Origin of the sequence: Flavobacterium sp. N2550 (genome assembly GCF_025947265.1) — a bacterium.
Lineage (GTDB): Bacteria > Bacteroidota > Bacteroidia > Flavobacteriales > Flavobacteriaceae > Flavobacterium > Flavobacterium endophyticum.
Map to the genome: position 1 here is coordinate 179,214 of NZ_CP110007.1, position 13,226 is coordinate 192,439.

The following is a 13,226-nucleotide window of genomic DNA, read 5'->3' on the forward strand; positions in this document are numbered from 1 at the left end:
TCCGGATTTTCAGCTATAAAACCAACCAACTAGGTTAAATAGAAACTTGATATTGAGCAATAAATGCTCCTTTATGATCGATCAGATTGCCTGAAGTATTGTATATCGGTCGGTTTTGGTAGGACACAGTGAACTTTGAAGTCTGACCATTCAACAGCCAGTTTACTCCAATATCATAAAAATTCATATCCTTATTTAGCCTTTCATAATGAGCATGCTGAATAGCAACATACGGCATCAAAGTCGTAGTCCCGATTAAATTATCTTTGAGCTTGTAGCCCAATTGAGCATATAGGACATTTCCAGTTCCATAAGCCGGGAAACCGTTGCCGCTTCCGTTTAAAATACTAGAATCATTGCTTCCGTTCGCCGGATTCATAGGAGCTGCATTTCGGATATAATTTGGACCAAAATCATAGTGCGTGAAATTTCCGTAGAAACTAATCGTCTCACCTCTTGAACCTATTGGAGCATCATAAAAAACATCAGCCGCTAAGTGGAGCATGTCGGTTTGAATAGTATCATTTGCAACATTTTTATGCCACATCGCATCTTGCTGATACACGATTCCAGCTCCAACATTCAGTACTTTCTTTTTACCTAGATAACTTCCTGTAGCATAGGGCGTCAGATTAGATTCTTGATCCTTAAATTGGTATTGGAAATAACCATTGTATTGCATCTGTGGCGGTTTTGGAGAAAAATTTGACCTTTCGCTTATTGCCGCAACATAACTAGAACTTTTCTGTATGGCTAATGGCTGTGCAAACGCAACACGGTAGTCCAATTTCCCTAACTTACCTTTGGCATAAAACGAAAGCTTTCTTACAAATTGATCTGTCACGTCGTTTGTCGACTCTAAAAATAAAGGTATATCAATCCCCATAATGGAACCTACAGAAGAAGCAGAAAACCGCGACAACCCTGTCCAAGAAGACAATCCAGCTCCTAAAGACAATCTGCCTTTATCGATTTCATATTCTCCTAGCGCATCGTGGATAAAAAATCCTTGCTTTCTGTCAGAAACATTATTGAAGTTATTCTGTCCGATTTGTCCATAAATGAAAACGCGATCCGCTACTTGCCCATACATTTGGATCCTGAATCTTCGGATGCCGATATCGGTTCCGCCTGATTTTGGGGAATCAAAAATTGTAGTTCCGGGATTGTACTCTTGATTTCTGATCCACACTTGAGAAAGAAGCGCAAATTTTAAATAATTAGAACCGTCTTCATTCAAATATAATTTTTTGTCGTGCCAAAACTCATGTTTTGTTTTTTCTGGTGCTGGCTGTTGTTCTTGTGCTTTGGCTTCAGGCGACAAAAAGAGAGCGGATAGCCCGCAAAAGGCTACTGCATATTTTAATGGTTTCATTCTAATTATATTTATTAAACAGATTATAATTCGTTGTATGTATTTCTAACAGAAAAAATGCCCTGAAACTTAGGGCATTCTAACCTTTAGTTCCTATCATACGCGCAGCAGGTGTGAAGCTTGTTGTAGTCATCATCTGTTGCTTTTACTTTTTCAGTATCATGCCCAACTTTTGCAATGGCTTTTTGGACTTCTAAATCGGATGTTTTTTCTTCATTTAAAATCAAATGCAATTGCTTATCATCTAGGCTCCAAGTAGCCGATTTCACACCTGAAACCGAAAAAGCAGCTTTCTCGATTCGTTTTTTACACATCTCACAATTGCCTTGTACTTCGACTGTGTGTTTAGCATTTTTACTCTTTTTTTCTTGTGCCTGCGATGCAAATCCTAGTAAGGAAATAAAAAGCACTATCAGTATTTTTTTCATATTTCTCTATTTTAATATTATTGAAATCGTTTTTTGAGATTATTTTATTTTAAATCGTAATCCTGCATAATACATCTGTCCGAAAACCGGCGCATAAATTATAGAAGTATCAAAATTGGGTCCAAACGGATTATCGCTTCCCAAAATTGCTTTGTCTTGCCTATAATTTCCGATGTTCTCGCCTCCGACATATACTTCAAATGTAGAAGAAAAAGTTCTCGTGATTTGCGCGTTCATTAAAGAAAATGCTGGCGAATAATCAGGAAGCCTGTCGGCCGTTGGATTAGAAGCTGTGTTTGGCAATTGTTGTTTTCCAAGCCAGTTGTAAGTAAAATCAAATTTCCATTGCTTTCCCTTTTCTCCAATGTGAGTCGCATACTCTAAATTAGCAAAAAAACGATGCTTTGCCTGAAGCGGCCTTTGTTCGCTGCCGCTTAGATAATCAGTTTCGATTTCATAGAACTTATACGCTGTCCTAAGATTGAAATGTGTCGCCAATTCATAGTTGAAATCAATCTGTAGACTGTTTGCATACGATTTGCCGTCGAGATTATAAAACAAAGCCTGTTGTGGGCTAGCATACAAATCAACAACTGCTTGATTTTGGAAGTCGGTTCTGTACAAATCAAGAGTTACATCGGCTGGCCTGTTGAAAAGCGTAAAACCTTGCATAAAGCTCAGTCCGTAATTCCAAGCGATTTCTGCATCCAGACCATAGATTTTACCATTTGTATTAAGAATATCGAAAACTCTAGAACTGGCAAAAAGCTGCTGATTTTCGGCAAAAATATTAGCCGAACGTTTTCCTCTTCCGACAGAAGCTCTCAAAACAGCTTTTTCCCAAGGATTATATCTAGCGTGAAGTCTTGGTGTGATAAAAGTACCTAATCGATTATGATTGTCTACTCTTGCTCCTGCTACCAGACTGAAATTCGTGGTATTGTCATACGTATATTCAAAAAAGGCTCCGACAGAATTATCAATCCTGTTGAAATCTCTCGAAATATTCGGAACGCCAACAAACTCATCGTATTTGTCGTAAGTAAAATTCAAACCAGCGGCAAACTTATTCAGCGTATTGTTGATAATCGAATTAAAAATCAGGTTGGAATAAAAGCTTTTTTGGTTGATATCATACTGATTCAATCCAAAATATGATTCTTGATCGTGACCGTTAAAAGCTGCTTGAAGGCCGATACTTTGGTATGGCATATCTGGAAAAACATAACCGAGCTTTGCCGAAACATCATAGCGTTCAGTCTTGATTTCAGAACCCCAATAATTGGTAGTCAGTTTGTCACGGTCTTTATCGAAATCCATCTCGCCAGTCTGTTTGGCATCGTTCATATACCTAAAATTCAAAAAGCTGACCCAGCCTTTTTCCATATCGGTATATTGCCAGCGATTCAACACGTTGATTTGTTTCGCCAGCGGATTGTCCAAGAAACCATCATCGTTCATGTCGTTTTTTGCGACTCTCGCATTTCCGTGCAAAAACAAGCTCGTGCTCCATTTGTCGGAAACTTTTTTATTGAAATGGGTATTTAGCTCAAAACGACTGTCGGTCGAACCATAAGCATTTAAAAAGAACGGTATGTCGTTAACAGGCTTGATCAGCTCGGTATTGATCTGCCCTGAAATGCTTTCAAAACCGTTCACGACAGAACCTGCCCCTTTTGTAATCTGGATGCTTTCGACCCAAGTTCCAGGCGTGAAAGAAAGTCCATACGCTTGAGAAGCGCCTCTGACAGAAGGAATATTTTCTTCGGTAATCATCAAATAAGGACTGGTCAAGCCCAGCATCTTGATTTGTTTTGTTCCTGTTAGAGCATCCGAAAAATTTACATCGATAGAAGGATTTGTCTCGAAGCTTTCTGCCAAATTACAGCAAGCCGCCTTTAGCAATTCCTTACTGGACATGGTCGTGACATTTGCCGTCTTCATATAGGATTTTTGAAGACTTTTTCGTTCTTTGTTAATCGTAACTACCTCCAAATCATTATTCTGAGAAAGAGCATGATTGATAAAATTTGAAGAATTTACCGAAATCGTATCTGTCGTAAATCCGACATAGCTGATGACTAATTTTGTAAATTCAGGCTTATATGAAATAGAAAAGTTTCCATTTTCGTCTGAGGTTGTGCCTATTTGGGTGTCGAGCCATTGTATATTGGCTCCTATAATGGGCTGTTCTGTAGCAGCTTCGGTTATTTTTCCTTTTAACTCTTGTGAGAAAGAAACTGTGGAAGCCATGAAACACAACAGCAGAATGAATTGCTTTTGCATAAAAAAGATTTAATAGTGTAAATGAAAATTTGCCATGCAAATGGCTCGGTCATTACCTATCAAATCACGCGTAGAAAATATATTGGGAATACAGCTTGAATAGTGGCGGCGCATTGGCATCGCAGTAGTATTCAATAGTGTCTTGTTTTGTAGATTGTAACGGATTTTCAAACACTACAGGTTTCCAGTCTTGCACAATAAAAGGAAGCGCAACATGGAAAGAAAATGTTTTTACGACAACTTCTTCTGATTTTTTCTTAAGGTCTACTTTTTTATCAGAACAGCATTTTTTGCCTTCTTCCGCTTTTGCAGCGCAGCATTTTTTCTGCGCACTTGCTTTTTTAGGCATCGCACAGGCTTCTGAAATTTTATAGTTTGTTGAAATCGAAGACACTTCGCCTCCGCAGAAATGCACGTTGAAAGCCAATCCCATGTTGGAAACCAACAGGAAAAATGCTAAAATCAAACTGGTGCTCTTTCTTAAATTCATTGATTATGAAGTTATCTGATGCAAAACTATTAAAATTGCGGACACAAAACTATTTAAGAATTGTTATTTTTTTTCGAAATCTTATCTTGATAATAAAATGCCGGCACGAACAGCAATAAGAAAAGTGGCTGGATTAAAAATCTTCTCACATAAAAAAGCATCAGATTGTTGTCCTCATCAGAAAAATTAAGAATTGAAAAAAAGACAAGTATCAAAATCAGGAAAAAGATAAGATATAAGATTCCTGCAAATTTTGTCAGTGTAAAATCTTTAAACAGTACTTGAATAATGGAAAGCGAAATCAGGCTATTTAATGCATACCTTAAAAAAAGGCTGAAAAACAACTTTAGTGAATCGTACTCTGGAAAAGCCAATTTCATATAATCACTTTTGAAATATTCCAAAAATGGATCATAAAACAACTCTTCAAAGCTTCTAACCAAAGCCAGCAAAAAAACCAACAAGATCGAAAACCCGATTTCTTTTTTATAGTTAAGAAGCTTTTGCATGCAATGAAAATTTTTGGACCCACAGAACCCACAATCCAAATACGACTCCATAAATGAAGAGCGGAAAAATGACACCGTGTAAAACATGTTCATATTGCGGATAATGATACAAAGCAATTGCCAGAAGCGCGATTCTAAGAATATTTAATATGTGAATAATTAAAATTCCTGCCAAGACAAATAAGACGGTATGTTTCCATTTTCCTTTAAAAGCAATAACAAAAGCCACAAAAAGAATCATGACGCTCATCGCATTACAACCTTCTACGACCCTTGCAATAAATTTTTCATTTAGAAAAAGCTTAACAGAAGGCTGCGTCGGATGTGGCAGAGTATAAGCATTTTGCCCGAAAAGCAAAAGAGCATCATTCGTCTGAGTTGCTACAAACTTTGTAAAACCGTCTGTTTCAAAACGTGCGGCATCAAAGCTATTTAAGTACAATTGGTAAAAAAAAGTCAGCACTCCATAAGTCACAAAGAACTTCAGCAGGAAAATAAAAAAAGGCCGATATTGGACGAAGTAGCTTTTCAAAAAAATATTTTTAACAAAACTATACAATTTTAGCTTTACGCAATTAAATACCTTTGTATATAAATAATTAAATTATGACTTTCGAAGAATTAAAACCTAAGGTTCAAGATATAATTCACCATAAAGACACTTTGAGAGATGACAAACTGATGCAAATTTGCCACCTCTTGAAAGATAATATTGACTACTACGACTGGGTTGGTTTTTATTTTAGGAATGGCGAAAAAGAAGAACTGATTTTAGGACCTTATGCTGGAGAACCGACAGACCATACTGTCATTCCGTTCGGGAAAGGAATCTGCGGACAGGTTGCTGTTTCTAATAAAAATTTCGTCGTTCCAGACGTAAAAGCCCAAGACAACTACATAGCCTGCAGCTTTACCGTAAAATCTGAAATCGTGATTCCGCTTTTCGTTGAAGGAAAAAACATTGGACAAATAGATATCGATTCTAATGTCTTAGATCCGTTTACAGAAATGGACGAACGATTCTTGGAATTTGTAAATGCAGAAACAGCTAAACTATTTTAGTTATTTAAAAATCCCTGAAAGCAAAGGCTTGAAAGATTCTATTGACTAAGCTATTAGTCTAGAATTGTATAGAAGGTTTTATTTTTTTAAATCTTTCAATCTGAAAATTATTTTTTCTAAAAATAAATATTACCTTTGCACACGAATAAGAAAAACTTATTCATACATAATAATCATTTAAATAATATTAGCATGTACTTAACTAATGAAGTTAAAGCAGAAATCTTCGCTAAACACGGAGGAAAAGCTGAAAATACAGGTTCAGCAGAAGGTCAAATCGCGTTGTTCACATTCAGAATCAGCCACTTGACAGAGCATTTGAAAAAAAATCGTCACGATTACAATACTGAGCGTTCGCTTGTCCTACTAGTAGGTAAAAGAAGAAGCTTGCTTGATTATCTTAAAAAGAAAGATATCAACAGATATCGTGAGATTATCAAAGAATTGAATATTAGAAAATAATTTCAATAGAAAAGAGGTGCTCACGCGCCTCTTTTTGTTTTTACACATATTGCAAGAAAAGTTTGGTTTTTCATTGGGTTTTAGACAACTACACACAACAACAACTACAACACAACTAAAACCCATTGTTTAATCAATTAGAGAATTAATTTATGATTCCACAATTATTTGTAGAAAGCATCGATTTAGGTGATGGAAGAAGCATCACAATCGAGACAGGGCGTTTGGCCAAACAAGCTGACGGTTCTGTAGTAGTAAGAATTGGAAAAACTGTTATTTTAGGTACAGTTGTTTCCGCAAGAAAAGCAAGTCCAGGTATCGACTTTTTACCATTAACGGTAGATTATCGTGAAAAATTTGCTGCAGCAGGTCGTTTTCCTGGCGGTTTCTTCAAAAGAGAAGCTCGTCCAAGTGATAGCGAAGTATTAACAATGAGATTAGTTGACCGTGTTTTGCGTCCGCTATTCCCAAGCGATTACCATGCAGAGGTTCAAGTTATGATTCAATTAATGTCTCATGACGAAGACGTTATGCCAGATGCATTAGCAGGTTTGGCCGCTTCAGCAGCGCTTGCTTTGTCTGACATTCCTTTTGAAACTTTAATTTCTGAAGCAAGAGTTGGAAGAATTGATGGAAAATTCATCATCAACCCATCACGCGCACAATTAGAATTGTCTGATATTGACATGATGATTGGAGCTTCAAGAGATTCTATCGCAATGGTAGAAGGTGAAATGAAAGAAATTTCAGAAAAGGAAATGGTGGAAGCCATTAAATTTGCTCACGAACATATCAAAGTACAAATCGATGCTCAAGAAAGATTGGCAGCGGCTTTTGGAAAAAAAGAAATTCGTGAATACGAAAAAGAAAAATCTGACGACGCTATTTACGCAAAAGTAAAAGAAGCGGCTTATGATAAAATTTACGCAATTGCAAGCAAAGGTTCGGCAAAACACGAACGTTCTGATGCATTTGATGCCGTAAAAGAAGAAGTAAAAGCATTATTTACAGAAGAAGAATTGTTAGAAAATGGAGATTTAGTTTCTAAATATTTCTACAAAACTAACAAAGAAGCTGTTCGTAATGTGACTTTAGATTTAGGAACTCGTCTTGACGGAAGAAAAACTACAGAAATCAGACCTATCTGGAGCGAAGTAGATTATCTGCCATCAGTTCACGGTTCTGCATTGTTCACGCGTGGAGAAACTCAAGCTTTAGCAACTGCAACTTTAGGAACTTCTAGAGAAGCAAACCAAATTGATTCGCCATCAGAACAAGGAGAAGAAAAATTCTACTTACACTATAATTTCCCTCCATTTTCAACAGGAGAAGCTCGTCCTTTAAGAGGAACTTCAAGAAGAGAAGTGGGTCACGGAAACTTGGCACAAAGAGCCTTGAAAAACATGATTCCTGCTGATTGCCCTTATACAATCCGTGTGGTTTCTGAAGTTTTAGAATCTAACGGTTCTTCTTCAATGGCTACTGTTTGCGCTGGAACATTATCTTTGATGGATGCTGGTATTCAAATGATTCGTCCAGTTTCTGGAATTGCGATGGGATTGATTACTGATGGAGATCGTTTTGCTGTTTTATCTGACATCTTAGGTGATGAAGATCACTTGGGAGATATGGATTTCAAGGTAACTGGAACTTCTGAAGGAATTACAGCTTGTCAAATGGACATCAAAATTGACGGATTGAAATATGAAATCATGGAGCAAGCTTTGGCTCAAGCTCGTGAAGGACGTCTGCATATCTTAGGAAAATTGATGGAAACTTTGGATCGCCCAAGAGCGGATGTTAAAGTTCACGCTCCTAAAATCATCATGCGTACAATTCCCGGTGCTTTCATTGGTGCATTGATTGGACCTGGCGGAAAAGTAATCCAAGAATTACAAAAAGCTACTGGAACGACAATCGTTATCAACGAAGTGGACGAACAAGGTGTTGTTGAAATCCTTGGAACAGATCCTGATGGAATCGCAGCTGTATTGGCAAAAATCGATTCTATCATCTTCAAACCACAAATGGGAGAAGCTTACGAAGTAAAAGTTATTAAAATGCTTGACTTTGGTGCTGTTGTAGAATATACTGCTGCTCCAGGAAATGAAGTATTGCTTCACGTATCGGAATTGGCTTGGGAAAGAACTGAAAATGTTTCTGATGTTGTAAAAATGGGCGATGTTTTCCAAGTGAAATACTTGGGCGTTGATCCAAAAACAAGAAAAGAAAAAGTTTCTAGAAAAGCATTGCTTCCTAGACCTCCAAGAGAAGAATCAAAACCTCCAAGAGAGGAGAAAAAATAATTAATTTTTATATAAAGGTTAATTCAACTGAAGCCCCGTTTCATTAATTTGAAATGGGGCTTTTAAGTTTTTATGATTTTTTACGCAACCTTTTCATCTTTCTAAGTCTTTTTTATAGAAAACCTTAAAAGATTAATTATGAAAAAGCTTGCGATTTATTTTGTTTTGGGAATAAGCATCAGCTTAATTTCTTGTTCCAATGATGAGAGCAACGATTCTCCGGAAAACGGGAACTTAATGACTCTTAAAAAAGCGGTAATCATTTCTTCGAATACGGCTGGGCATTATAGCAAAAGAATAGTATATTATTCAGACAATAAGGCATTTGCCGACACTACTTTTGATGCTCAGAATCAATGGTACACAAGACGTGTCGTTTCTACAGAAGGAAATATAAAAAAATACACAAGCTACACTACTGACGGCTCTAGCGATGTAAGTCAAATCGAAGGCTATGACACTCAAGGCAAATTAATTTCCCGCCACACATCACCTGCTAACAATGCAATCAGTTTTACATATGTCTATAATCCGGATAACACGATTACTTCCGTCATGCATAATGACATCAATAACCAGACCTCCAATTACAGGAAGTATTACAAAAACAGCAATGGAATAATTTATAAAGAATTAGATATCCTTACCAATAAAGAAAGGGTTATTACATTTCAAGGTGACAAGCCGATTTCAATCTCTGACGGCACTACATCAATTACATTCAATTACTTCCCAAATCCAAAACCCAGCAATCTCTTAAGGATTCCTACCGAACTAAACAATAGTATCTTGATTGCGAACGATCTTCAAAAATTAGGGCGCGAAGGTAATTTTTATCCGCAGGAAATTAATAATCCCGAGAACACCTACGAGACCATTTTTAACGGATTCAATTATAAGATGTCTGAAAAACATACTTACGTCAATCAGAATTCTCCGAACGTCACATCCACATACGAAACTACTTATTTCTATAATTAAACAATCTATGATTATGTAAATTATTATTTCTTCAAAAAAATTAGCTATGAAAAAAAACAAACTTATTTTATTCGGCCTTTTCTTTATTCTTCTTGGAATAAATGGCTGTGGCAATGATTGGGATGACAATGAATCGGTTAACGTGGTAAGAAACGTAATCACTAAAGATTCCGAACTGTTCAAGCTTATTGAAGGCGTAACTTCCGAAGGAAACAATCCTACAGAGCATGTAGTCTGCCTTGATTTTATCTACCCAATAAACGTTTTGGTTTATGACTCAGATTTGCACCAAATCGGCATCCATAACCTGATCGGCGACAACCAATTCAGCGCATTTTTAGGACAATTGCCTGGCGATCATTCTATCAGTATTAGCTATCCCATCAGCACGACTTTGGCAGATGGTACGATCTTTAGGATAAACAACAATCAGGAACTGAAACTGGCAATCGATAGCTGTTCCAAAGAAGACATCATTAGCTATTGTAGCGGTTTATTCGGCGATAATTCTCCATGTGTTTGGAAAATCCAATACACCGCTGGAGAAGACAATAAATATACGAGCGGCTTTTTCGAAACAAATGGCGATGGTTCTCTAACTTTTCGATTTGACGGAACAAGTTATGTTGGGACATGGGTGTTTTTATTTGTCGATGACAAACTTCACATGAATATTCATCTCGGAGGAACTTCACAAGTGGCGCAAGACTTGAGTATTGACAGAGAAGTAGAAGTCACCGAAACCGAAATGCGAATACTAAACGGCCAAAAAGATATTATCTTAAGAAAATCTTGCCAAACCTTAACAGAATATCACGTTGGCGAAACAGGTCCAGCAGGAGGAATTGTTTTTTACGATAAAGGAAGCTATAGCGAAGGCTGGCGGTATATCGAAACTTCCTTGATTGATTTAGGTCCATTTGAATGGGGATGCTCTGGTTCGCAAACCCAAAGCATCAGCAAGCCTGAAATCGGAAGCGGACTGTTTAATTCTGCTGTAATAGCCAATTATCATGATGATTTGACGAACTATTATGCGGTTCCTGCGATTTGCAATGCCTTAAATAATGGTACCGTTGCTGCCAAGAAAGCCTTACAATATAACTTAAACAGCTATAAAGACTGGTTTTTACCTTCTCAAAATGAATTGCAATTGATGTATCAAAACTTGCATACGCAAAACTTGGGCAATTATACAAATTCATTATATTGGAGTTCTACAGAAATAGATGGTACTACAGCAAAAGCAATTGACTTTAGCAATGGCACTTCAGTTTCTGCAGCAAAAATCCCGTCAGTCGTTATAAATACTAGAGCTGTCAGATATTTTTAAAGTCAACTAATTAAAGTACGTACTATCCATTGAACTTAGAAAGCCTCATAAAGGACTGCATCAGGCAAAAAAGCAAAGCACAAGAAGAATTATACAACAGGTATAAAGATATTCTTTTTGTGCTGAGCTTAAAGTATTGCAGCAATGAGGCCGAAGCCGAAGACAACCTGCACAATGCTTTCATTGAAATATTCACCAATATTAAAAAATACAATGGCTCGGGATCTTTTGAAGGTTGGATAAAACGAATTACCATAAACAAAGCCATCGACAGTTATAAAAAAAGCTACCAGATGGTTCCGATCAAAGATGATTTTCAAGACACTTTGATTGAGGAAAAAGAAATCGATTTTTCTTTAGATACGATTTTATCATTGATTCAAGAGCTTCCAACGCAATACCGGTTGGTTTTCAGCTTGTATGAACTGGATGATTATTCACATAAAGAAATAGCGCAAATGCTGGAAATTTCAGAGAATACATCCAAATCGAATCTGCATAGGGCCAAAACCATCTTGAAAGAAAAGATAAAGCAGAAAAATTCATTCCATAACAATTACAATATTAGCAATGGAGAATAAAAAAGACATAGGAAAAGCATTTAGGGACAAAATTGACGGTTTGGATAAATCTCCAAGCCCTAAAGTTTGGGACTCAATAAATGCCGAGCTGAAAAAAAAGAAAAAAAGAAGACTGTTGCCATTCTGGATAAAAACTACCGGAATTGCGATCTTATTCCTATTCTTATTACTGCCTTTTTCAACATTGGAATGGAGCAGAAATTTTCCGTTTTACAATAATAACAAGACAGATGCTACCGAGAAAAACAACAGTAGCAATGGTGCCAATGACAATAACAGCTCTACTACAAACTCTACCGATACTTCAAATTCTGGTAATTCTAAAATGGGTCATGAGAAAATCAATTCTCCAACTTCAAAAGACAATGCTAATAGTTCCGACAATGCTTCAGCACGTAACAGCATAAGTTCATCTGAAAAATCAAAAATCACCAAATTCAAATCGAGCAATGCATTTCAAAAAAAATCAAAAATTAAAGCTTTAGCGCAAAATTCTTCCAAAGCAGCAAAAAGTAAAAGTAAAAAATCACGTCTTGGGAATAAGTCTTCAGAAAAAGCTCCATTTGAAAAAGATGTCTTATCTCAAACTACAAATACAACTATTGCCGAGAATCAAAGGAACTACTCTGCAAATACAGAAACTGATTTAACTCCGACAGAAAAAAAGAAGGACAGCCTAAAAGAGAAAAAGAAAGAAAAAAAGCCTGAAGTAAAAGACGAGAAAAAAACCGTAAAAGACAGTGTCAAACCTTTTAGCAAATTCTATGTTTTTGGATATGTTGCTCCTACTTATTACGGACTATTTTCAAACAAATCTTCTTTAGACAACCGCCTTGAAAACAATAAATCTAGTGCTGAATTTACGTTCAATTTTGGCGGTTATATTGGCGTAAATATAACTGAAAGACTAAATCTTCGATTGGGTGCCAGCCTTTCCAAGTTTAATACTACAACTCAAAATGTGAACTTTAATACAAGTAACTTTGAAAATATAGAATATAAGCCAGGCATTACAAACAGTTCGATTGCGGCACAATTTAATAATGAAAATCTTGATATCCGAGAAGAATATTCTTTTTTAGAGATTCCGTTTGAACTCAAGTATACTTTGTTAGATAAAAAAATCGGAATCGAGGCCATTGGCGGCATCAGCACCTTGTACCTGAATAAAAATACCATAGAGGTCGAAAAAAATAACCAAAGCCTCATCATTGGTAAAAGAAACGATCTTCTAAAAGTACATTTCACGACGAATTTTGGAGCAGGATTCTATTATAAAATATCCAAAAATTTACGTTTCAACGCTGAGCCTATTTTTAAATATCATTTCAATCCTTCGGAAGGCTCGCCTAAAAAAATATCCTTTGGACTCCAGACCGGATTCCAGTATAATTTAAACAATTAGTTAGTTAG

General features: G+C 36.5%; 13 protein-coding genes. 7 read left to right on the forward strand and 6 right to left on the reverse strand.

Going from position 1 to position 13,226, the window contains the following annotated elements; translation table 11 throughout:
• Nucleotides 1-34: 34 nt before the first annotated feature.
• From OLM56_RS00760 to xrtF, 6 genes are all read right to left on the reverse strand, one after another.
• The gene (locus tag OLM56_RS00760) at nucleotides 35-1,375 is read right to left on the reverse strand and encodes a hypothetical protein (protein WP_264527988.1); all 1,341 of its coding nucleotides are present in this window, start codon (nucleotides 1,373-1,375) and stop codon (nucleotides 35-37) included.
• A gap of 86 nt (nucleotides 1,376-1,461) precedes the next feature.
• Nucleotides 1,462-1,803, reverse strand: a complete 342-nt coding sequence (locus OLM56_RS00765; protein ID WP_264527989.1) for a heavy-metal-associated domain-containing protein — start codon at nucleotides 1,801-1,803, stop codon at nucleotides 1,462-1,464.
• 39 nt (nucleotides 1,804-1,842) lie between these two features.
• Nucleotides 1,843-4,089, reverse strand: coding sequence for a TonB-dependent receptor (locus OLM56_RS00770; protein ID WP_264527990.1), 2,247 nt, complete (start codon nucleotides 4,087-4,089; stop codon nucleotides 1,843-1,845).
• Nucleotides 4,090-4,153: 64 nt separating this feature from the next.
• Nucleotides 4,154-4,579: an HYC_CC_PP family protein gene (locus tag OLM56_RS00775; protein WP_264527991.1), complete on the reverse strand. Its 426-nt coding sequence runs from the start codon at nucleotides 4,577-4,579 to the stop codon at nucleotides 4,154-4,156.
• Between the two features lie 53 nt (nucleotides 4,580-4,632).
• Nucleotides 4,633-5,088 (reverse strand): exosortase F system-associated membrane protein, encoded by a 456-nt coding sequence (locus tag OLM56_RS00780; protein ID WP_264527992.1) that lies wholly within the window; start codon nucleotides 5,086-5,088, stop codon nucleotides 4,633-4,635.
• On the reverse strand, nucleotides 5,072-5,620 hold the full coding sequence (gene xrtF, locus OLM56_RS00785; RefSeq protein WP_264527993.1) for an exosortase family protein XrtF: 549 nt from the start codon (nucleotides 5,618-5,620) through the stop codon (nucleotides 5,072-5,074). The genes OLM56_RS00780 and xrtF overlap by 17 nt, the downstream gene beginning before the upstream one ends.
• Nucleotides 5,621-5,694: 74 nt before the next feature.
• On the opposite strand from xrtF, the gene OLM56_RS00790 reads away from it, so the two are divergent.
• From OLM56_RS00790 to OLM56_RS00820, 7 genes are all read left to right on the forward strand, one after another.
• Nucleotides 5,695-6,150 (forward strand): GAF domain-containing protein, encoded by a 456-nt coding sequence (locus tag OLM56_RS00790; protein WP_264527994.1) that lies wholly within the window; start codon nucleotides 5,695-5,697, stop codon nucleotides 6,148-6,150.
• A gap of 192 nt (nucleotides 6,151-6,342) precedes the next feature.
• Entirely contained in the window at nucleotides 6,343-6,612 is a 270-nt protein-coding gene (rpsO, locus tag OLM56_RS00795) for a 30S ribosomal protein S15 (RefSeq protein ID WP_121375174.1), read from the forward strand.
• 152 nt (nucleotides 6,613-6,764) lie between these two features.
• A complete protein-coding gene (locus OLM56_RS00800; RefSeq protein ID WP_121375175.1) occupies nucleotides 6,765-8,918 on the forward strand; it encodes a polyribonucleotide nucleotidyltransferase in 2,154 nt (717 codons plus the stop codon).
• Between the two features lie 138 nt (nucleotides 8,919-9,056).
• Nucleotides 9,057-9,899: a hypothetical protein gene (locus tag OLM56_RS00805; protein WP_264527995.1), complete on the forward strand. Its 843-nt coding sequence runs from the start codon at nucleotides 9,057-9,059 to the stop codon at nucleotides 9,897-9,899.
• Nucleotides 9,900-9,945: 46 nt separating this feature from the next.
• Nucleotides 9,946-11,232, forward strand: coding sequence for a DUF1566 domain-containing protein (locus OLM56_RS00810; RefSeq protein ID WP_264527996.1), 1,287 nt, complete (start codon nucleotides 9,946-9,948; stop codon nucleotides 11,230-11,232).
• A 29-nt stretch (nucleotides 11,233-11,261) separates the two neighbouring features.
• Nucleotides 11,262-11,813 carry an RNA polymerase sigma factor gene (locus tag OLM56_RS00815; RefSeq protein ID WP_182492740.1) on the forward strand — a complete coding sequence of 184 codons (552 nt, stop codon included), beginning with the start codon at nucleotides 11,262-11,264 and terminating at the stop codon, nucleotides 11,811-11,813.
• Nucleotides 11,803-13,218: a hypothetical protein gene (locus OLM56_RS00820; RefSeq protein WP_264527997.1), complete on the forward strand. Its 1,416-nt coding sequence runs from the start codon at nucleotides 11,803-11,805 to the stop codon at nucleotides 13,216-13,218. Before OLM56_RS00815 ends, OLM56_RS00820 begins: the two co-directional genes overlap by 11 nt.
• The last annotated feature ends 8 nt before the right edge of the window (nucleotides 13,219-13,226 follow it).